The organism is Pseudomonas sp. 1 R 17 (assembly GCF_900067035.1).
In the GTDB taxonomy this organism is placed as follows: Bacteria; Pseudomonadota; Gammaproteobacteria; order Pseudomonadales; family Pseudomonadaceae; genus Aquipseudomonas; species Aquipseudomonas marginalis.
The window spans coordinates 226,191-246,766 of the sequence record NZ_FKLB01000060.1 but is presented as its reverse complement, the minus strand read 5'-3'; the positions used below and the strand labels follow the sequence as shown (position 1 = coordinate 246,766).

The 20,576-nt window shown below is 64.0% G+C and carries 19 protein-coding genes; 11 read left to right on the top strand and 8 right to left on the bottom strand.

The features are described from left to right. Nucleotides 1-95 precede the first annotated feature (95 nt). Together nosP and BFP99_RS24495 are read left to right on the top strand one after the other, a co-directional pair. Nucleotides 96-1,241, top strand: coding sequence for a nitric oxide-sensing protein NosP (gene nosP, locus BFP99_RS24500; RefSeq protein WP_065948420.1), 1,146 nt, complete (start codon nucleotides 96-98; stop codon nucleotides 1,239-1,241). Then, nucleotides 1,183-3,123, top strand: coding sequence for a PAS domain-containing hybrid sensor histidine kinase/response regulator (locus tag BFP99_RS24495; RefSeq protein WP_065948419.1), 1,941 nt, complete (start codon nucleotides 1,183-1,185; stop codon nucleotides 3,121-3,123). Before nosP ends, BFP99_RS24495 begins: the two co-directional genes overlap by 59 nt. 340 nt (nucleotides 3,124-3,463) lie before the next feature. Here the strand turns inward: BFP99_RS24495 and BFP99_RS24490 are convergent, their stop codons facing one another. From BFP99_RS24490 to BFP99_RS24465, 6 genes are all read right to left on the bottom strand, one after another. After that, complete coding sequence (locus BFP99_RS24490) at nucleotides 3,464-4,129, bottom strand: response regulator transcription factor (RefSeq protein ID WP_010209341.1); 666 nt, start codon at nucleotides 4,127-4,129, stop codon at nucleotides 3,464-3,466. Nucleotides 4,130-4,144: 15 nt separating this feature from the next. Beyond that, entirely contained in the window at nucleotides 4,145-4,693 is a 549-nt protein-coding gene (locus tag BFP99_RS24485) for a PQQ-dependent catabolism-associated CXXCW motif protein (protein ID WP_065948418.1), read from the bottom strand. 107 nt (nucleotides 4,694-4,800) lie between these two features. Continuing rightward, nucleotides 4,801-5,592: an ABC transporter permease gene (locus tag BFP99_RS24480; RefSeq protein ID WP_065926984.1), complete on the bottom strand. Its 792-nt coding sequence runs from the start codon at nucleotides 5,590-5,592 to the stop codon at nucleotides 4,801-4,803. Beyond that, nucleotides 5,589-6,329: an ABC transporter ATP-binding protein gene (locus tag BFP99_RS24475; RefSeq protein ID WP_065948417.1), complete on the bottom strand. Its 741-nt coding sequence runs from the start codon at nucleotides 6,327-6,329 to the stop codon at nucleotides 5,589-5,591. The genes BFP99_RS24480 and BFP99_RS24475 overlap by 4 nt, the downstream gene beginning before the upstream one ends. After that, nucleotides 6,326-7,285 carry a YVTN family beta-propeller repeat protein gene (locus BFP99_RS24470; protein WP_065926986.1) on the bottom strand — a complete coding sequence of 320 codons (960 nt, stop codon included), beginning with the start codon at nucleotides 7,283-7,285 and terminating at the stop codon, nucleotides 6,326-6,328. The genes BFP99_RS24475 and BFP99_RS24470 overlap by 4 nt, the downstream gene beginning before the upstream one ends. Before the next feature lie 30 nt (nucleotides 7,286-7,315). Beyond that, nucleotides 7,316-8,488 (bottom strand): ABC transporter substrate-binding protein, encoded by a 1,173-nt coding sequence (locus BFP99_RS24465; protein ID WP_065948416.1) that lies wholly within the window; start codon nucleotides 8,486-8,488, stop codon nucleotides 7,316-7,318. Between the two features lie 168 nt (nucleotides 8,489-8,656). Here BFP99_RS24465 and BFP99_RS24460 point away from each other — a divergent pair, with 168 nt between their 5' ends. Further along, nucleotides 8,657-9,919, top strand: a complete 1,263-nt coding sequence (locus BFP99_RS24460; RefSeq protein ID WP_065948445.1) for a HAMP domain-containing sensor histidine kinase — start codon at nucleotides 8,657-8,659, stop codon at nucleotides 9,917-9,919. Further along, nucleotides 9,916-10,542, top strand: a complete 627-nt coding sequence (locus BFP99_RS24455; RefSeq protein WP_065948415.1) for a response regulator transcription factor — start codon at nucleotides 9,916-9,918, stop codon at nucleotides 10,540-10,542. Before BFP99_RS24460 ends, BFP99_RS24455 begins: the two co-directional genes overlap by 4 nt. 43 nt (nucleotides 10,543-10,585) lie before the next feature. On the opposite strand, the gene BFP99_RS24450 is transcribed toward BFP99_RS24455, so the two are convergent. Both BFP99_RS24450 and exaA read right to left on the bottom strand, forming a co-directional pair. Then, nucleotides 10,586-11,233 carry a pentapeptide repeat-containing protein gene (locus BFP99_RS24450; RefSeq protein ID WP_065948414.1) on the bottom strand — a complete coding sequence of 216 codons (648 nt, stop codon included), beginning with the start codon at nucleotides 11,231-11,233 and terminating at the stop codon, nucleotides 10,586-10,588. Nucleotides 11,234-11,515: 282 nt separating this feature from the next. Then, nucleotides 11,516-13,408, bottom strand: coding sequence for a quinoprotein ethanol dehydrogenase (exaA, locus tag BFP99_RS24445; protein WP_083221248.1), 1,893 nt, complete (start codon nucleotides 13,406-13,408; stop codon nucleotides 11,516-11,518). A gap of 255 nt (nucleotides 13,409-13,663) precedes the next feature. Here exaA and pedF point away from each other — a divergent pair, with 255 nt between their 5' ends. The 7 genes from pedF (at nucleotide 13,664) to pqqA (ending at nucleotide 20,568) form a co-directional block, all read left to right on the top strand. Next, complete coding sequence (pedF, locus tag BFP99_RS24440; protein ID WP_027606205.1) at nucleotides 13,664-14,125, top strand: cytochrome c-550 PedF; 462 nt, start codon at nucleotides 13,664-13,666, stop codon at nucleotides 14,123-14,125. Nucleotides 14,126-14,128: 3 nt separating this feature from the next. Further along, nucleotides 14,129-15,004, top strand: coding sequence for a substrate-binding periplasmic protein (locus tag BFP99_RS24435; RefSeq protein ID WP_065948412.1), 876 nt, complete (start codon nucleotides 14,129-14,131; stop codon nucleotides 15,002-15,004). Between the two features lie 9 nt (nucleotides 15,005-15,013). Then, complete coding sequence (locus BFP99_RS24430) at nucleotides 15,014-15,763, top strand: quinoprotein dehydrogenase-associated SoxYZ-like carrier (RefSeq protein WP_065926991.1); 750 nt, start codon at nucleotides 15,014-15,016, stop codon at nucleotides 15,761-15,763. Nucleotides 15,764-15,779: 16 nt separating this feature from the next. Next, nucleotides 15,780-16,712 (top strand): quinoprotein relay system zinc metallohydrolase 1, encoded by a 933-nt coding sequence (locus BFP99_RS24425; RefSeq protein WP_065948411.1) that lies wholly within the window; start codon nucleotides 15,780-15,782, stop codon nucleotides 16,710-16,712. Between the two features lie 126 nt (nucleotides 16,713-16,838). Next, nucleotides 16,839-18,614 carry a PQQ-dependent methanol/ethanol family dehydrogenase gene (locus tag BFP99_RS24420; RefSeq protein WP_065948410.1) on the top strand — a complete coding sequence of 592 codons (1,776 nt, stop codon included), beginning with the start codon at nucleotides 16,839-16,841 and terminating at the stop codon, nucleotides 18,612-18,614. A 121-nt stretch (nucleotides 18,615-18,735) separates the two neighbouring features. Continuing rightward, nucleotides 18,736-20,256 (top strand): acetaldehyde dehydrogenase ExaC, encoded by a 1,521-nt coding sequence (locus tag BFP99_RS24415; protein ID WP_010209363.1) that lies wholly within the window; start codon nucleotides 18,736-18,738, stop codon nucleotides 20,254-20,256. Between the two features lie 240 nt (nucleotides 20,257-20,496). Continuing rightward, the gene (gene pqqA, locus BFP99_RS32415) at nucleotides 20,497-20,568 is read left to right on the top strand and encodes a pyrroloquinoline quinone precursor peptide PqqA (RefSeq protein ID WP_010209364.1); all 72 of its coding nucleotides are present in this window, start codon (nucleotides 20,497-20,499) and stop codon (nucleotides 20,566-20,568) included. The last annotated feature ends 8 nt before the right edge of the window (nucleotides 20,569-20,576 follow it).

The following is a 20,576-nucleotide window of genomic DNA, read 5'->3' as shown; positions in this document are numbered from 1 at the left end:
GATTCATCCCATCGCATCCCCCCACCCAGTACCCAAGTAGCATAGGTCCCACCCTCCGCCCTTCGTACACTCATGCCTCAGAGGGGGAGGCAACGATGCATAACAGCGAAGGCGTAGTCAGCGCGATGTCCCAGGCGAGCGATGCCGGGCAGGCCGCCGAGGAGTTGGCGCAGCAACTGTTGCATCCATACCTGGGCTTCGTGCTGTTTTTCTGCTCGGCGTCCTACGATTTGCAGGCCCTGGGCCAAGCGTTGCAAGAGTGCCTGGGCAATGTGCGCGTGGTGGGCTGCACCAGCGCCGGCGAGATCACGCCCCAAGGCTATGGCCGCAATTGCATTACGGCGATGGGCTTCAACCACGCGCACTTTTCCATCGCCACGGAGCTGATCGACCAGGTGGAACACTTCAGCCTGATCGACGCCCAGCAGATGGTCGAACGTCTGGTCGGCGGTTGCCGCAGCAACACCCTGGCGCCGATCAAGGGCAACACCTTCGCCCTGACCCTGCTCGATGGCCTGTCCAGCCGCGAAGAAGTGGTGCTCGCCGCCCTCAGCGCGGCGCTCGGCGACATTCCGCATTTCGGCGGTTCGGCCGGCGACGACAACTTCCTCACCCACACCCACGTGTACTTCAACGGCGCCTTCCACAGCGGCGCGGCGGTGGTGGTGCTGGTCAATACCTGGCTGGATTTCGAGGTGTTCACCACCCACCACATCCTGCCGCGCAGTGAAAAGCTGGTGGTGACCGGCGCCGACAGTCCGTCACGCCGGGTCTTCGAGCTTAACGCCGAACCCGCCGCCGAAGAGTACGCGCGGCATATCGGCGTGGCCGTGGCCGACCTCGACCACCGCGTCTTCGCGGCGCACCCGTTGGCGGTGCGCATCCACGACCAGTACTACGTGCGCGCGATCCAGCAAGTGCACGACGACCTCAGCCTGAGTTTCTACTGCGCGGTGGAAAACGGCATCGTCCTTACCGTGATGAAGCCCGGACCGATCCTGCCCAACCTGCAAACCCTGTTCGACGGCCTGCAAGCGCGCCTTGGCGACCTGCTGTTGACCATCGGCTGCGACTGCTTCCTGCGCCGCCTGGAGTTGGAAGACTCAGGCAATCTGGAACAGATCGGCGGTTTCCTGCGCGACCAACGGGTGATGGGTTTCAACACCTACGGAGAACAGTTCAATGGCATGCATATCAACCAGACCTTCACCGGGGTCGCCATTGCCCGAGGCCGGCGCTGAACTGCTCGCCCAGGTTGCCCAGCTGCAACAGGACAACCACAAGCTGGCACGGATCAACGCGGCGCTGATCGAGCGCATCGAGTCCGGCATGGCCCAGGGTAATAACCCGTACACCACCTTTCAGCATTCGGTGGTGCTGGCCGAGCAGGTGCGCGAACGCACCGACGCGCTGAACCAGGCGATGGCCGAACTCAAGGCCAGCAACCACTTGCTGATCAACGCCCGGCTGCGCGCCGAAACCCTGCGCGGCGAACAGGCGGCGGCGCAAAAGGCCCAGGAAAGCGAACGCTGGATTCGCCTGATCACCGATAACGTCCCGGCCCTGATCGGCTACCTGAATGCTGACCTGGTCTATGAGTTCACCAACAAAGTCTATGAAGAGTGGTATTGCTGGCCGCGCGGCATGATGCTCGGCCAGAGCCTGCGCGAAGTCCACAGCGAGCAGCACTGCCAGCGCCTGGATGCCTACGTCGCCCGCGCCCTGGCGGGGGATAGCGTGACCTTTGAATTCGCCGAGACCAACATCAATAACCAGGAGCGCTACATGCTGCGCTCCTATGTGCCGAATATGCTGGCCAGCGGCGAAGTGGTGGGGATCTTTGTGCTGATCCGCGACATCACCGAACGCCGCCGTACCGCCGAAGCCCTGCACCAGGCCTATCAGCACCTGGAACAACGCGTCGCCCAGCGCACCTCGGAACTGACCGCGCTCAACGACCAGTTATTGCAGGAGATTGACGAGCGTCGGCGTGTGGAGTCGCGCCTGCGTGAAGCCAAACTGGAGGCGGAACAGGCCAACCTGTCGAAAACCAAATTCCTCGCCGCCGTCAGCCATGACCTGCTGCAACCTTTGAACGCGGCGCGCCTGTTTACCAGCGCACTGCTGGAGCGGCCCAGCGAAACGTTGGTGCGCAACGTGAGCAACTCCCTGGAAGACGTGGAAAACCTGTTGGGCACACTGGTGGATATTTCCAAGCTGGATGCCGGGGTGATCAAGGCCGACATCGCGCCGTTTGCCCTGAGTGAACTGCTCGACAACCTGGCCACCGAGTACACCGAATTGGCCCGCAGCGAGGGCCTGGAGTTGCATTTTGTCGGCTGCTCGGCGCTGGTGCGCAGCGATATTCAGTTGCTGGCGCGGATTCTGCGCAACCTGCTGAGCAATGCGATTCGCTACACCTACAAGGGGCGTGTGGTGCTGGGCTGTCGCCGCCAGCAGCAGCGTTTGTTGATCCAGGTGTGGGACAGCGGCATGGGCATCGCGGAGGAGCGGTTGGAGGAGATTTTCCAGGAATTCAAGCGTGGCGATGTGCAGCGGCCCGATCAGGACCGGGGGTTGGGCCTGGGACTGGCGATCGTGGAGAAAATCGCCGGGATTCTGGGTCATCGCATCAGCGTCAAATCCTGGCCGGGCAAGGGCTCGATGTTCTCGGTGGAGGTGCCGTTGAGCGCCACGGCGCCCAAGTCGCTGCCAATGCTGGCCATGAGCGAACCGATGCTCGAACGCCTGCAAGGCGCACGGGTGTGGGTGCTGGATAACGACGCGGCGATCTGCGCAGGCATGCGCACCTTACTGGAAGGCTGGGGCTGCCAGGTGATCACGGCGTTGTCGGAGCAGGACCTGGCGCGGCAGGTGGACAACTACCATGCCGAAGCCGATTTGCTGATCGCCGACTACCACCTCGACGACGACCAGAACGGCGTCGACGCCGTCGCCCGTATCAATGGGCGCCGCGGCCGCGCGATACCGGCGCTGATGATCACCGCCAACTACAGCAATGAACTCAAGCTGCAAATTCGCGAGTTGGGGCACACGCTGATGCACAAGCCGGTACGCCCGATGAAACTCAAGACCGCCATGAGCCACCTGCTCGGCAAATGAACGGCGAAATACCCACAAGTGGAGATCAAAATGTGGGAGGGGCTTGCCCCGATAGCGGTGGGTCAGTCGACATCATGACTGACTGATGCACCGCCATCGGGAGCAAGCCCCCTCCCACATTTGAGCAGTGTTGTGCCTGGAAGATTGGCGGCGCAGGTACGTCCGATGAAGCTCAAGACTGCCATGAGCCACCTGCTCGGCGGGCCCTGACAAACGGAGAACCAATGTGGGAGGGGGCTTGCTCCCGATAGCGGTGGGTCAGTCGACATCATAACGGACTGATACACCGCCATGGGGAGCAAGCCCCCTCCCACCTTTGATTTGTGTTGTGTCAGACGGGTCAGCGGCGCAGGTACGAGCCGAAATCGATATCCCCGGCACTGAGGATCGCCTGCACCCGGTTATGCACATTCAATTTGCGCAGGATCGCCGACACATGGGCCTTCACCGTGGTCTCGGCAATCTCCAGGGTGTAGGCGATCTGCTTGTTCGACTCGCCCTTGGTCATGCGCTCCAGCACCAGCAACTGCTTGCGCGTCAGGGCTTGCAGCAGCTCGGGGGCGAAGCCGGGGTTTTCGTTGAGGCGCCGGTGGGTGCCGGGCTTCTGGGTGCGGATGATGTCCGGCGGCAGGTACACGTTGCCGTTGAGAATCTGCTGGATCGCCTCGGTCATTTGCAGGCGGGGCGAGGACTTGGTGATAAAGCCCACGGCGCCGTAAGTGATGGCTTGCAGCACGACCTGCTTGTCCTGCTCGGCCGAGACGATCACCACCGGAATGGTCGGCGCCTCGTTGCGCAGGTTGATCAGGCCATTGAGGCCATGCATGCCGGGCATGTTCAGGTCGAGCAGGATCAGGTCGAGGTCGTCGTGTTCCTGGGTCAATGCCAGGGCGCTGTCGAGGTCGGCGGTTTCCATCACTTCGCTGCCGGGGAAGCCGTCGCTGATGACGTTATGGATCGCTTCGCGAAACAGTGGGTGATCGTCGGCAATCAGGATTTTGTACATGGCCGTTCACCTTTCTTATTGTGAGGTTTGAAATGGCTCGGGTTGGGCGACCGTCACCGGCAGCTTCGCCGCTTCCCAGGCATCCAGGCCGTCGCGATACCAGTACACAGAGGTATAGCCGAGGTTGGCGGCACGTTTTACCGCGTTCCAACTCAGCCAGCAATCGGAGCGGCAATAGAAGACCAACGGTCGCTTGAGGTCGCCGCCGCTGTAGGCATACAAGTGGCGCACGAAATAGCTTTGCCACTCCGGCGTCAGGTCGCCGTCGCCGGTATTGGCCAGCCAGTGGCTGCCGGGCAGGTTGGCGTGGGGCTGGTCTTCGATGAAGCGGCCTTGCAGCCACTGGCGGCGGTACACATCGATCAGCACTGGCGCCGGGCTTTGATTGAGCAGGGTTTGCAGGGCCGCGGTGTCGACAATCGTGGCGCCTGGCAGGTGGTCGGGTGTAGGGCTGCGGTACAGGCTGATGCGGTAGCCGTCGGCGGAAAACAGCGGGGTGTCGGCCTGGACGTGGGCGACGAACAGGCACAGCAGCGCCAATAGAGGCAGTCGAGCGTACAGCATGGCAGGGCAATCCTTATCGTTATGCGCGCATTACACGTGAGTCCCGAGCCCTTGGGAATGCGACGATAGACAGGAAAACCAGTACCAAAGTAGTAGTTTTGCCGCCTTCAGCCCTTTTTGCGCAACGCCGCATGCTGGGGATTGAAGGTCAGCACCGCCAACACCGCGAACAGCACGGTCAAGCCCAGGCACACCGCCAGGGCCAGGCCGGCGAAGCGTTCGTACAGGGCAAAGCGCACCAGCTCCACGGCGTGGGTAAACGGGTTGATCGCGCACAGCCAGTACAGCCATTCACTGGAGTCGCGCATCTTCCACAGCGGGTACAGCGCCGATGACAGGAAAAACAGCGGGAAGATCACGAAGTTCATCACCCCGGCAAAGTTCTCCAGCTGGCGAATCGCATTCGACAGCAGCAGGCCCAGGGCACTCAACATCAAGGCCACCAGCAGCAACGCCGGCAGGGCGACGACCAGCCCCATGGCCGGCGGTTGCACGCCGTACACCCAGGCGATCGCCAGGAACCCATACACCTGCAACAGCGAAATCAGCGCGGTGGCCAACAACTTGCTGCACAGCAAGAATGTGCGCGGCAGCGGGCTGGTCAGCAGCACGCGCATGCTGCCCATCTCGCGGTCGTAGACCATCGACAGCGAGCCTTGCATGCCGTTGAACAGCAGGATCATGCAGGCCAGCCCCGGGACGATGTACACCTCGTAGGGGATGTAGGTGTCGTAGGGTTCGATTACCGAGATGCCCAGCGCGGCGCGGAACCCGGCGGCGAACACCAGCAGCCACAGCAATGGGCGCACCAGCGCACTGAGAAACCGCGTGCGCTGCAACACAAAGCGCAGCCACTCGCGCAGCACGATGCCGCGCAGGCATTGCCAGTAAGCGTTCATGCCGCCGCTCCCGTCGTGGTGGGGCGAGTCAAGTGCGCGAACACGCTGCCCAGATCGCCGCCTTGCTGCGCAATCAAGGCAGCGACTTGCCCACTGGCCACCAGGCGGCCCTGATGCAGGATCATCAACCCATCGTCGGCCTGTACTTCGTCGAGCAGGTGGGTGGTCCACAACACGCTGATGCCCTGTTCGATGCACAGGCTGCGCACGTGCTGGTTCAGCGCCAGGCGGCTGGCCGGGTCGAGGCCGACGCTGGCCTCATCCAACAGCAGCAGGCGCGGCTCATGCAGCAACGCCCGGGCGATTTCCACCCGGCGCCGATGCCCGCCGTTCAGTTCGCGAACTTTTTCCCGGCGCCGTTCGGTGAGGGCCTGGCGGGCCAGTTCGGCGGCGACGCGCAGGTCGGTCTGGCGCCGCGATAAACCATGCAGCGCGGCGTGGTAGCGCAGGTTCTGTTCCACGCTTAAATCCAGGTCCAGGGTGCTTTGCTGGAACACCACACCCAGTTGTGTGAGGGCCGCACGCGGCGCCTCACGCAGGGAATGACCGCCCACGCGAATGTCGCCGCTTTGCAGGTCATACAGCCGCGTGAGCAGGGCGATCAAGGTGGATTTGCCGGCGCCATTGGGCCCCAGCAGCGCCGCAAAACGCCCTGGCGCCAGGCTGAAACTCATCTCGCACAAGGCCTGCCGTGCGCCGTAGGCGAAGCTCAGGTCGCGCACCTCCAGGGCGTTCATGGCGTGACCACCACGCCCCACGGATAACGCCCGACCTTCACCGACTTGATCACCTTGAGACTGTCCACATCGATCACCGACACATCACCGCTTACGCCGTTGGTGGCCAGCAACTGTTTCTCGTCCGGGGTAAATGCCATCTGCCACACGCGGCGGCCCACCAACAGGTAGTCGATGACCTCGAAGGTCTTGGCGTCGATCACGGCCACATGGTTGGCCGGGCCGAGGGCGACAAAGCCGTACTTGCCGTCGGCGCTGAGCTTGATGCCGACCGGCTGGACTTTGTCCGGGTGCACGCCCTTGATCTTGAAGGTCAAGGTCTTGAGGATCGCGCGGCTGGCCACGTCGAGGATGGTCACGGTGCCGCCGATTTCCGCCGAGGCCCACAGTTGCGAGCCATCGTGGTTGAACTCGACGAAGCGCGGGCGCTGGTCCACCAGGGTGCTGTCGGCCAGGGTCTGGGTGCTGGTGTCGATCCAGTGCAGCATGTTGGTGGTTTCGCTGGTGTTCACCGCCCACTTGCCATCCGGGCTCACGGCCATGCCTTCGGGTTCGACGCCGACGTTGATCTGGCCGAGCACCTTGGAGGTCTCGGTGTCGATCACGGTGACCAGCGCATCGTCTTCGTTGGACACGTACAGCCAGCGGTTATTGGGGTGCAGGGCGAACTGCTCGGGGTCTTTGCCGGAGGGCAGTTCCTTGATGATCCTGCGCGTGGCCACGTCCATCACCTGCACGCGGTCCGAGTCGCTGGCGCAGATGTACAGCAGCTTGTTGTCATGGGACAGCAGCAGGCCCCGTGGGCGCTGGCCGACCTTGAGGGTGTCGGTGACTTGCAGGGTCTGCATGTCGATCAGGCTCAGGCTGTTGTCTTTCTCGTTGGAGACCCAGGCGGTACTGGCCACGGCGTGCCCGGCGGCAAGCAGCAGGGCGCATGGGAGCAGGGTGCGGCGCATGGCGGATTCCTTATTATTGTGGGTAGGCGATCAAGGGAAGCGGCAGGTCACCTCGGGTTTGTCATAGCCCAGGCTGTCCATTTCGTTGGTGGGGTGCAGGAAGCCGTCCTGGGGCGAGGTGCTGACCAGCGCGCGGGGCTGCACGATGGGAATCGGCTGACGCAGTTGGCCGTTCCAGGAGCGGTAGCTGAGCTTGCGGCCCTTGAAGCCGTCCAGGGGCAGTTGCTCGCTGATTTGCACTTGGCGGATCGCCATGGGCTCGACCTGGCGCAACTTGCTCACTGCACTGGCGACGCTGCGCACGGCCATCCAGGCGGCGAAGTCGCGGTCGTTCATCCAACGCCCGGCCAGGGCCTCGAAGCGTTTCTGCAATTGGGCGGCGCCGTAGGTCTCGACGGTTTTGTGCCAGCCGGTGGGCGTCAAGCCCTGGGTGCCGGCGACGGGGCGCGGGTACCAGGTCTGGTAGGGCACGTACTCGCCGAAGTCGCCGCGCTCGTCGGCCACCAGCACCACGTCGTATTCGGCGGTCTGGGTGAACAGCGGCATATCCGCCTGGGCGCTGCGGCGTTGGTCGTTATCGAAGCGCCAGGCCTTTTCCGCCACCAGCTGCACGCCGAAGCGTTTGGCGGCGCGCCGCAGGGCGGCGGCGTAGGCCTGGTCATCCTCGGTGGGGCCGACGATCAACAGCGCTTTCTGCCATTTGCGCACTACCAGGAACTGCGCCAGGGCATCGGCGAGCATCGCGCGGCTGGGCAGGGTATGCAGCACGTTGCCCAGGCAGTCGCTGCTGCGCAGTCGGTCATCCGGGCTGCCGGCATTGAACAGCAGGCTGTCGGGCAGGGCTGCGCTGAGTTGGCGCAGGCTGGCGGCGGGTGCGTTGATCACGAACAGGCGCAGGCCCTGGGCATGCTGGGCCTGGGCGGCGGCGAGCAGGGCGTCCGGGGTGTCCACCGTGGCGGTCGTCAGGCTGTAGCGCTGGTTGAGAAAGGCGCCCGTGCTGTTGCTGTCGATGATCGCCAGTTCAGCGCCACGCTGCCCGGCATCGGCGGGCTCGGGAATCACATTCGACAGCAGCGGGCCTGGATCGGGCCGATAGCCCAGGTAGCCGATCTGCACCTGCAAGGGCGCTTCGGCGGCCTGGCCGGTGGCGGCCCAGGCGATCGCCAGCAGGCAGATCACGGCGTAGGGGGCGAGCTGGCGCATAGGGCACTCCATGACAGGTAGCGCCAGCATAGGAACCCTGAACGTCGCTGCAAATATGCAGAAAGTAGCGCTGGGGCAGTACCAAGGTAGTAGCCCCAGGCGCGCCGTGGGGTTTTAGCATGGAGCACCACGGGCTCTATCCACAGGAGTGACACCAGCATGCGCGTCTTGTCGGCCTTGTGGCGCATCAACCTATGGGTGTGCGGCTTCTTCATCCTGGTGACCTGCGCCTGCACCGCGCTGTTGCTGCACCAGGCCCTGGCCGATGTGGAGCGCGAGCTGCAATCGGCCGAAGCGGTGGTGCACTACCTGAGCGAAACCGCCGCGCGCGACCCGGCCAGCCTGCAACCCCACCTCACCGCGAGTTTGCGCCATGTCCGCGTGCACTGGCTGGCGAGCGGCGACACCGTGCAAGCGCCGGACGCGGACGGGCTGGACGCCTGGCTCGGGCAGCTATTGTTTGCCGAGGCGCGGCGCAGTGCCCAGGTGTTGGACTTGCCGGACGGCCGGCGCGTGTCCATCGCTGTCGACCCACGGGATGAAATCGACGAGGTCTGGGACTCCCTGCAACAACTGCTGGGCCTGTGCGCCCTGGCCCTGGCCCTGAGCCTGTTGACCATCCGCTGGGCGGTGCGCCGGGGCATGGGCGTGCTGGATGAATTGCTGCGTGCGCTGCAACAGGTGTGCGCCGGCCAGCTCAATGTGCGCCTGCGCAGCCAACGCGCGCCGGAAGCACGCCAACTGGCGCTGCACTTCAACCGCATGACCGACGCCCTGGAGCAGGCGCGCACCGATAACACCCGGCTTACCCAAACCCTGCTGGCGGTGCAGGAGCGGGAACGCACCCACCTGGCCCAGACCCTGCACGATGACCTCGGCCAATACCTGGCCGGCATTCGCGCCCAGGCCTGCCTGTTGCGCCTGGCCACCGACCAGCCGCACCTGCTGGCGCCCACGGTGACGCAACTTGAGGATCACTGCGAGCACTTGCAGCGAGGCTTCCGGGCACTGGTCCACGACCTTTATCCGGTGGCCCTGCAACACCTGCCGATGGCCGAGGCGTTTGCGCTGCTGGTCACCCAGTGGCAGGCCAGCCACGGCATTCCCTGCCACCTGCAGGTCAGCACCGACCTGCCGCTGTTGCCCGGCGCCAGCAAGACCCATCTGTACCGCCTGCTCCAGGAAGCCCTGACCAACATCCTGCGGCATGCCGACGCCAGCCAGGTGCACGTGCGCCTGCAACATCGCGGTTCGCGCCTGCGCCTGTGGGTGCGCGATAACGGTCGCGGCGCAGACACGCCCCAGCGGCCCGGCGTGGGCATGTATTCGATGGCCGAACGCGCCCGCTGCCTGGGCGGCGAATTGAAGATCATCAGCCACCCCGGCGCCGGCTGGGCATTGGCGTTGAACATGCCGTTGGAGGCCTCATGAATATTCTGTTGGTGGATGACCACGCGGTGGTACGCCAGGGCTATGCCAGCCTGTTGCGTGCGCTGCTGCCGGCCGTTGAAGTGCGCGAGGCGGCCAGTGGCGAAGAGGCGTTGAGCCGGGTCCAGGAAGCGCTGCCGCACCTGGTGATCATGGACTTCGGCCTGCCGGGCATCAGCGGCCTGGAAACCACCCGGCGCCTGCGCCAGCGCCTGCCGCACCTGCGCGTGCTGTTTTTCAGCATGCACGACGAGTTGCCCCTGGTGCGCCAGGCCCTGGAGGCGGGCGCCTCGGGCTACCTGACCAAAACCTCGGCACCCGAGGTGTTGATCGAAGCGGTGCGGCGCATCCTCGACGGCCACGCCTATATCGAACAGGCCCTGGCCACTGAACTGGCCTATACGCCCGGTGATCAACGTTTGCAGGGCATGACCCCGCGCGAGCTGGAAATCTTCCTGATGCTGGCCAGGGGCACGCCGACCCGAGCGATTGCCGACCAGTTGAATATCAGCAGCAAGACCGTGTCCAATCACCTGACCTTGCTCAAGAGCAAATTGCAGGTGAGTTCCCATGCCGAGCTGGTGCACCTGGGGATCGACATGGGGGTGGTGCGGGTGGTTGGGTAACCGGGTGTGCGCACCGTCCCTCCTACATTTCAATAGCGTCGTTTCAGCGATCCCAGGTCGTTGGGCAATCCTGGCAGCCCTCCATATTCGCATCCTGAAAATTCCCATAATGTTGCCGCGCACCGGTCAGGGTGGCGTTTTCAAGGTTGCTCTCGCCGAACTTGGCTTCCTGCAGGTTGGCATCGCTGAGGTCGGCACCTTGCAGGTCGGCCTTGCTCAGCCAGGTCATTTCCAGGTCGGCCGCACGCAGGTTGGCCTTGTGCATTTTCGCCCCGGACAGCCGCGCAAATTGCAGGTAGGCCGCGCTGAGGTTGGCGTTTTCGAACTGCGCACCCTGGGCGAACAGGCCCCAACCCTGGATCGCCATCAACGTGGCGCCGCTGAAGTCGGCCAGGCGCAGGTTGGCCTGTTGCAGGCTGGCGCGGGTCAGGTTGGCGCCTTGCAGTCGGGCTTTTTCCAGGTTGGCCAGGTCGAGGTTGGCATGGCGCAGATCCGCCTCGCGCAGGTCGGCGCCGGCCAGGTTCATCTTGCTCAAGTCCTGGTTGCGCAAGTTGGCGCCCTTGAGGTTGGCGCCAGGGCATTGGCTGTGTTCGGCGATGGTGCAGCCGTTGATGATCAGCGGCGCATCGTCGCCATCCTCGGCGTGGGCCACGGGCAGGCAGAGCAGGAGTAACAAGGGCAGGTAGTTCATCGTGCGACCTCTGGGGATCCTGTGGTAAGCGGGCTTGCTGTGGTGAGTGGGCTTGCTGTGGTGAGCGGGCTTGCTGTGGTGAGTGGGCTTGCTGTGGTGAGCGGGCTTGTTGTGGTGAGCGGGCTTGCCCCGCGCTGGGCTGCGAAGCGGCCCCGGCATTCCTCCAGCACCACCGTGCGCTCAGGTTCTACGACTGCTGCGCAGCCGAGCGCGGGGCAAGCCCGCTCACCACAAGGGAAGAAGCCGCCTGCTGCAAAAAGCGGCCCGGCATTCTCGCGGGGGTTATTTTTGCGCGGTCTTTTGATCCCAGCTCGGGATCTTGAACACCCAGAACGACCCGCCTTGTGCCACTGGCTTGGTCAGCTCCGCCATGTCGCCGCCCCACAATGGCACCGCGCCGCCGTAGCCGACGGTGACGCCGACATACTGCTCGCCATCCTGCTCCCAGGTGATCGGCGGCGAGACGATGCCGCTGCCGGTCTGGAACTTCCACAGCTCCTTGCCGGTTTTCGCGTCGAAGGCCTTGAAGAAACCGTCGCCTGTACCGGTAAACACCAGGTTGCCCTTGGTCGCCAACACGCCGGCCCACAGCGGCAAGGCTTCCTTGTGCTCCCACACCACCTTGCCGGTGGTCGGGTTCATTGCCCGCAGGGTGCCGACGTGGTCGTCATACATGCGCTTGATGCGAAAACCCATGCCCAGGTACGCCGAGCCCTTCTTGTAGTTGACCTCTTCGGTCCAGTATTCCTCTTTCCACTGGTTGCCCGGAATGTAGAACAGGCCGGTGTCCTGGCTGTAGGCCATGGGGTTCCAGTTCTTGCCACCCAGGAACGGCGGCGAGACTTCCACCGGTTTGCCTTTGGTTTCACCCGGCAATGGCTTGGCCGGGCGCTGGCCTTCGTTCTCCACCGGACGTCCGGTCTTCAGGTCGATATGGCTGGCCCAGGTGATGTTGTCGACAAACGGGAAGGCGTTCTGCAGCTTGCCGTTGTTGCGGTCCACCACATAGAAAAAGCCGTTGCGGTCGGCGTGGCCGGTGGCCTTGACCACTTTGCCGTCCTTGTCCTTGTAGTCGAACAGCACCAGCTCGTTGTTGCCGGAGAAGTCCCAGGCGTCGTTCGGGGTGTGCTGGTAGAACCACTTCACTTCGCCGGTGCTCGGGTCGACGCCGACCTGGCCCGAGGTGTAGAGGCTGTCGAAGTCGTGGGGGTTGCCGTCCTTGGCGGTGCGCGCCCAGGTGTTCCACGGGCCGGGGTTGCCGGCACCGACGATGATCGTGTTGGTCTCGGCATCGAAGCTCGCGCTCTGCCAAGGGGCGCCGCCGCCGTGGCTCCAGGCCTCGACCTTGCCGGTTGCGGTGGTCGGGTCATCCGGCCACGAAGGCGCCTTGACGTCGCCGGTGGTGGTGCTGTCCTTGCCGTTGAGGCGGCCCATATGGCCTTCCACGAACGGGCGCATCCACACTTCTTCCCCGGTGTCCGGGTCGCGGGCAAACAGCTGGCCGACCACGCCGAACTCATCGCCGGAGCTGCCGTGAATCAGCAGCACCTTGCCGCTGACCTTGTCTTTGATCAGCACCGGGGCGCCGGTCATGGTGTAGCCGGCGGCGTGGTCGCCGAACTTCTTGTTCCACACCACTTTGCCGGTGTTTTTGTCGAGGGCGATCAGGCGTGCGTCGAGGGTGCCGAAGTAGATCTTGTCGCCGAAGATCGCCGCACCGCGGTTGACCACATCGCAGCATGGGCGAATGTTGTCGGGCAGGCGGTGGTTGTAGGTCCACAGGCGCTTGCCGGTCTTGGCGTCGAGGGCGAACACGCGGGAATAGGAGCCGGTGACGTAGACCACGCCGTCGCTGACGATGGCCTGGGATTCCTGGCCGCGTTGCTTCTCATCGCCAAAGGAATAGGACCAGGCCGGGGTGAGCTTGAATACGTTCTTGTCGTTGACCTGGGCCAGCGGGCTCCAGCGCTGGGCGTTGGTGCCCATGCCGTATTGCAGCACGTCCTGGGTAGTCAGGTGGTCGTTGGCGATGTCTTCCCAGGTGACGTTGTGCGTCGGCTTGGCGGGTTCGGCGGCGGCAAACGTTGCCGCACTGAGGGACAGGCTGCCCACCAGCACGAAGGCTTGCACGGCAAGGCTTAAAGGTGAGCGGGCGGGTAGCGATCTTATTGTCATGGTTGCAGTTCCCAGTGGAGGTTTTGGCCTGCACAGGGTGGAACGCCGGGGCGCCGGGCGGATACGGAAAAACTCCCGCCGTGGCCGGGAAGACTTCCCGAGGCGCCGCTGTTTTAGGCGTGCCCCACAAGCCCTACTACCAAGGGAGGAGAGGGCGGCCACCAAAGCAGCATACGGCCTATGCCCCGGGGTTTCTAAGATGGTTGCCATAGCCTCTGCAATGAGGTTTTGCGTGCAATCCTGAGGGCAAAAATAATGACAACAAAACACAATGCCTTGCTCGTCGCCGGGCTGTTGGTCGGTGTGATCGCCGGGGGCTCCGCCTGGGCCCATGGCAACGTGGTCCCGCAAGCGGTGGAAACCAAGGGCCTGACCTCGATCAAGGACGCCGGCGTACCGGTCAACGAAGACGGCTGGGCGGCGGTCAACCCGTACCGCACCTCGCCTGAACACGACCGCGCCGTGGAAATCGGCTCGTCCGCCTACAACCAGAACTGCGCCGCCTGCCACGGCCTGGAAGCCAAGTCCGGCGGTATCGCCCCCGACCTGCGCATGCTCGATGTGGGCGAAGCCGGTGATGAGTGGTTCGTCGAGCGCGTGCGCCATGGCGCGGTGCGTGACGGTCGCGTGTACATGCCGAAAATGGCCGACTATCTGAGCCAGGAAGCCTTGTGGGCCGTGCGCACCTACCTGGACAGCGTGCACGTCGAGGAGTAAGCCATGCGCCTGTTCGCTTATGTGCTTGGCCTGGCCCTGCTGTGTTGCCAGCCGGCACAGGCGCAGGTGCGCAGCTATGACCAGATGATCGCCGCCGGCGAAATCAACGTGGCGGTGTACAAGGACTTTGCCCCCTACAGTTTCGAAGACGGCGCCACCGCGCGCGGGGTCGACGTGGAACTGGCCCAGGCCCTGGCCACGGCGCTGGGGGTACGGCTGAAGTTGATCTGGGCGCCGGCCGGCGAGAAGCTCGACGACGACCTGCGCGACTACATCTGGCGCGGCAGCCCGTTGCACAACCAGCAACTGGCCGACCTGATGATGCGCGCGCCCTACGACCGCGATTACGCACAAAAGCGCAACGACCAGGGCGAACTGGAAAACGGCCATGTGGTGATGTTCGGGCCGTACCAGAACGAACAATGGCAGGTGGCTTATGACCGTCGGCGCCTGGACACGGTTGCCAGCGTGGCGGTGTTCGAGCAGCACCCGATTGGCGTCGAAGTCGACAGCGTGCCGTCGTTCTACCTCACCTCGGTGTTCAACGGCATGCTCGCCGCCAAGACCCATCACTACCCCGACGTACCCCAGGCCTTTGCGGCGATGAAAGCCGGTGAGGTCGATGCGGTGATGGCGATGCGCGGCGAAGTCGATTGGCAGGTGCACGAGGCCCATGACCCGCAACTGGCCCTGGCCGAAAACGCCTACCCGAACATGGGCAAGCAACGCTGGGAGATCGGCATGGCGGTGCACGAGAGCAATCGCCAGTTGGCCTACGCGGTGGAAGAGGCGCTGGAAGGCCTGATCCGCGACGGCGCGGTGCAAGCCATCTATGCCCGTTACGGCCTGCAGTACGAAGTGCCCGAGATGTATCAATAGGAGCAGGCGATGAACTGGCGATTGAGCTGCATCCTGGCCTGCTGGCTGCCGCTGGCGGCGCACGCCGTGGAGGTCGATCCGGTGCCGTCGGTGATGTGGGACTTCTATCACAAGCAGTTCCTGGCGCTGGCGCCGTTCGTGTTCGACGACCGAGTCAAGCTGCTTGCGCCGCCGTTTGCCGAAGATGCGCGCCAGGTGCCCCTGGAAATCGATGCACGGGCCTTCAGCGGCCATGTGGTAAAGATCCTCGCCTGGGCTGAGCTCAACCCGTTGCCGAAAATCGTCGACTTCCAGCCCAAGGCCGGGGTGCTGCCGTGGCTGTCGCTGCGGATTCGTATCGAGCAGGCCACGCCGTTGCGGGCGGCGGTGCTCACCGATGACGGCCTGTGGCACGTGGGCTCGACCCTGATCGACGCGGCCGGTGGCGGCTGCACCGCGCCCAGCGTGGTACGCACCCAGCCGGGCTGGGAAGAGCACATCGGCGAAGTGCTCGGCGGCCGTTACCCGCGTGGCGAGTTCAGCCGGGTGCGTGTGCAGGTGGCGCACCCGATGGACAACGGCATGGTCAGCGGCATCCCCGAGTTTTTTATCAACCATGCACAACTGCGCGGCCAGGACGGCCAGGTGCTGGCTGACCTTGAGTTGTTCCCGGCGGTCAGCGAAAACCCCAACCTGGCCTTCGACATCGACGCGCCGGGGCCCACCCGCCTGGTGTTGCGCGACAACAGCGGCAATGAGTTCGACGCGGCCATCCCCTGACCAGAAGGAGCGCGGCATGCGCTGGATTCTATTGTTATGCCTGGGCCTGAGCCTGCCCGCCCTGGCGGACCTCGACTACGCCCTCAAGCCCCGGCTGATCGCCGACGACACCTGGCTGCTCGAAGGCAGCACCGACAATTTTGCCAAGGCCAATGGCGGCAATATCGTCAACACCGCCTTCATCGTCACCGAGGCCGGTGTGGTGGTGATCGACACCGGACCGTCGCGGCGCTACGGCGAAGCCATGCGCGAGGCCATCGCCCGTGTCACCCCCAAACCGGTGATCCAGGTGCTGATTACCCATCATCACCCCGACCATGCGCTCGGCAACCAGGCCTTCAAGGACATGCCCATCGGCGCCCTGGCCGAGACCACGCGGCTGCTGCACGAGCAGGGCGACGGCATGGCGGAAAACCTCTATCGCATGGTTGGCGACTGGATGCGCGGCACCGAGGTGGTGTTGCCCACCCAGGTGCTGGAACCCGGTGTGCTGAGCGTCGGCCGCCACGACTTGCGCCTGCTTGCGCTCAGCGGTCACACCGGCGCCGACCTGGCGATCTTCGACCAGAGCACCGGCGTGCTGTTTGCCGGCGACCTGGTGTTTTACCAGCGCGCCCTCACCACCCCCAACAGCCCGGGGCTGGCGGTGTGGCTGGCTGACCTCGGCACCCTGCAAGCCTTGCCCTGGACCCTGATCGTGCCCGGCCATGGCCCGGTGGCCAGCGACGCGCAACCCTTTACGCAGATGCGCGACTACCTGACCTGGCTTGACCAACTGCTGCGTGACGGCGCGGCCCAGGGCAGCGACATGGCCGAGATGATCCGCAGCCCCATCCCCGCACGCTTCGCGGCGATCAGCCTGAGCCGCTATGAACTGATCCGCAGCGTCAGCCACCTGTACCCGCGTTACGAGCGCGAACAGATGCAACGCGTGGATTCGGCGCGCTGACCCGCTACTAAGGAACTAGCAAACTCGATACTGCGGTCAATTGTGACAACGGCCCCTGCGCCCAAGAATCTGCACCAGACCGGGAAAATTTCCCGGGTATAACAAAAAACCGCAGAGGTAGCCGTCATGACCCAACCCGCACGTCGCCAACCCTTCGCCTTGAGTGTGTTGCTCGGTGCCATCCTGTTGTCTGGCCAGGCCATGGCCTCGGTCACCGATGAGGACATCCTCCAGGACCCTAAAAACCCCGGGCAGATCGTCACCAACGGCCTCGGCGTGCAGGGCCAGCGCTACAGCCCCCTCGATACCCTGAACGTCGACAACGTCAAGGAACTGCGCCCGGTCTGGGCGTTTTCCTTTGGCGGCGAGAAGCAGCGTGGGCAACAGGCGCAGCCGATGATCAAGGACGGGGTGATGTACCTCACCGGTTCCTACTCGCGGGTGTTCGCGGTGGATGCGCGCACCGGCAAGAAGCTCTGGCAGTACGATGCGCGTCTGCCCGATGACATCCGCCCGTGCTGTGACGTGATCAACCGTGGCGTGGCGTTGTACGGCGACCTGGTGTTCTTCGGCACCCTCGACGCCAAGCTGGTGGCGCTGAACAAAGACACCGGCAAAGTGGTGTGGAGCAAGCAGGTCGCCGACCACAAGGAAGGCTACTCGATCAGCGCCGCGCCCCTGGTGGTCAACGGCAAGCTGATCACCGGCGTGGCCGGTGGCGAATTCGGCGTGGTCGGCAAGATCCAGGCCTATGACCCGAAAAACGGCGAGCTGCTGTGGAGCCGCCCGACGGTCGAAGGTCATATGGGTTATGTCTACAAGGACGGCAAAGCCGTGGAAAACGGCATCTCCGGTGGCGAGGCGGGCAAGACCTGGCCGGGCGACCTGTGGAAAACCGGCGGCGCCGCACCGTGGCTGGGCGGCTACTACGACCCGGAAACCAACCTGCTGCTGTTCGGCACCGGCAACCCGGCGCCGTGGAACTCGCACCTGCGCCCCGGCGACAACCTCTACTCGTCCTCGCGCCTGGCGCTGAACCCGGACGACGGCACCATCAAGTGGCACTTCCAGAGCACGCCCCACGACGGCTGGGACTATGACGGCGTCAACGAGCTGATCTCCTTCAACTACACCGAAGGCGGCAAGGAAATCAAAGCGGCAGCCACCGCTGACCGCAACGGCTTCTTCTATGTACTCGACCGCACCAACGGCAAGTTCATCCGTGGCTTCCCGTTTGTCGACAAGATCACCTGGGCCAGCGGCCTGGATAAGGACGGTCGACCGATCTACAACGAAGCCAGCCGCCCAGGCGCGCCGGGCAGCGAAACCAAGGGCACCTCGGTGTTTGTCGCGCCGGCGTTCCTCGGTGCGAAGAACTGGATGCCGATGGCCTATAACCGCGACACCGGGCTGTTCTATGTGCCGTCCAACGAGTGGGGCATGGACATCTGGAACGAAGGCATCGCCTACAAGAAGGGCGCGGCGTTCCTTGGCGCCGGCTTCACCATCAAGCCGCTGAACGAAGACTACATCGGCGTACTGCGCGCCATCGACCCGAAGACCGGCAAGGAAGTCTGGCGCCACAAGAACTTCGCGCCGCTGTGGGGCGGGGTGCTGACCACCAAGGGCAACCTGGTGTTCACCGGCACGCCGGAAGGCTTCCTGCAGGCGTTCAACGCCAAGACCGGCGAGAAGGTCTGGGAATTCCAGACCGGCTCCGGCGTGCTCGGCTCGCCTGTGACCTGGGAAATGGACGGCGAACAGTACGTCTCGGTGCTCTCCGGCTGGGGCGGCGCAGTGCCGTTGTGGGGCGGTGAAGTGGCCAAGCGCATCAAGGACTTCAACCAGGGCGGCATGCTCTGGACCTTCAAGCTGCCCAAAGAGCTGGTCGCCAAGCACTGAATCTACGACCAAATGACAAGTGCCCCCCTGCCAACGGCGCATTCGCCCGCCAGCGGGGGCTCTTTACTATCGGGTCATCGCCTGTTGACCGACAGGCCCGGACCCAGACAGAGGCTTTAACATGATCTACGCACAACCTGGCACCCCTGGCGCCATCGTCAGCTTCAAGCAGCGCTACGGCAATTACATCGGCGGCGAGTTCGTCGCCCCGCTCAGTGGTGAGTACTTCACCAACACCTCGCCGGTGACCGGTGAAGTGATCGCCGAATTCCCGCGCTCCAACGCCGCCGATATCGACAAGGCCCTTGACGCTGCCCATGCCGCCGCCGACGCCTGGGGCAAGACTTCGCCCCAGGATCGCTCCCTGGTGCTGCTGAAAATCGCCGACCGTATCGAGCAGCACCTCGAAGTGCTGGCCGTGACCGAAAGCTGGGACAACGGCAAGGCCGTGCGTGAAACCCTCAACGCCGACGTGCCCCTGGCCGCCGACCACTTCCGCTACTTCGCCGGCTGCATCCGCGCCCAGGAAGGCGGCGCCGCCGAGATCAACGAACACACCGCGGCCTATCACTTCCATGAGCCATTGGGCGTGGTCGGGCAGATTATTCCGTGGAACTTCCCGCTGCTGATGGCCGCCTGGAAACTCGCCCCGGCCCTGGCCGCCGGTAACTGCATCGTGCTCAAGCCGGCCGAGCAGACGCCGCTGTCGATCATGGTGTTTGCCGAGTTGATCAATGACCTGCTGCCACCGGGCGTGCTGAATATCGTCCAGGGCTTTGGCCGCGAAGCCGGGGAGGCGCTGGCCACCAGCAAGCGCATTGCCAAGATCGCGTTCACCGGCTCGACCCCCATCGGTGCGCACATCATGCATGCGGCCGCCGAGAACCTCATTCCCTCCACCGTGGAACTAGGCGGCAAGTCGCCGAACATCTTCTTCGAAGACATCATGCAGGCTGAGCCGCAGTTCATCGAAAAAGCCGCCGAAGGCCTGGTGCTGGCGTTCTTCAACCAGGGCGAAGTGTGCACCTGCCCGTCGCGGGCGCTGGTGCAGGAGTCGATCTACGACGACTTCATGAAAGTGGTGATGAAGAAGATCGTCAAGATCAAGCGCGGCAACCCGCTGGACACCGAGACCATGGTCGGCGCCCAGGCGTCCGAACAGCAATACGACAAGATCCTCTCCTACCTCAAGATCGCCCAGGAAGAGGGCGCCGAGCTGCTCACCGGCGGCGCGGCCGAGCGCCTGGAGGGCGACCTGTCCAGCGGTTACTACATCCAGCCGACCCTGCTCAAGGGCCACAACAAGATGCGTGTGTTCCAGGAAGAAATCTTCGGCCCGGTGGTGGGTATCACCACCTTCAAGGACGAAGCCGAAGCCCTGGCGATTGCCAACGACAGCGAATTCGGCCTCGGCGCCGGGCTGTGGACCCGCGACATCAACCGCGCCTACCGCATGGGCCGGGCGATCAAGGCCGGCCGCGTGTGGACCAACTGTTATCACCTGTACCCGGCGCATGCGGCGTTTGGCGGCTACAAGAAATCGGGCGTGGGGCGTGAGAACCACAAGATGATGCTCGATCACTACCAGCAGACCAAGAATTTGCTGGTGAGCTACGACATCAATCCATTGGGTTTCTTCTAACCCTCTGATTGCAATGCGGTCCCCTGTGGGAGGGGGCTTGCTCCCGATGGCGGTGGGTCAGAGGCATAAATGCTGGCTGACACACCGCCATCGGGAGCAAGCCCCCTCCCACATTTTGATCGGCGTACACCCGCTACCAATGCAGGCGCCGCTTCGTTCGAAAGTAGCATTCGCACCCCCATCCCCCCATGCATTAATGCCTTTACCGGAATCTTCCGGCACAACAAGAGGACTCTGCCCATGTGGACCAAACCCGCCTTCACCGACCTGCGTATCGGCTTCGAAGTGACCATGTACTTCGCCAGCCGCTGATCCATCTC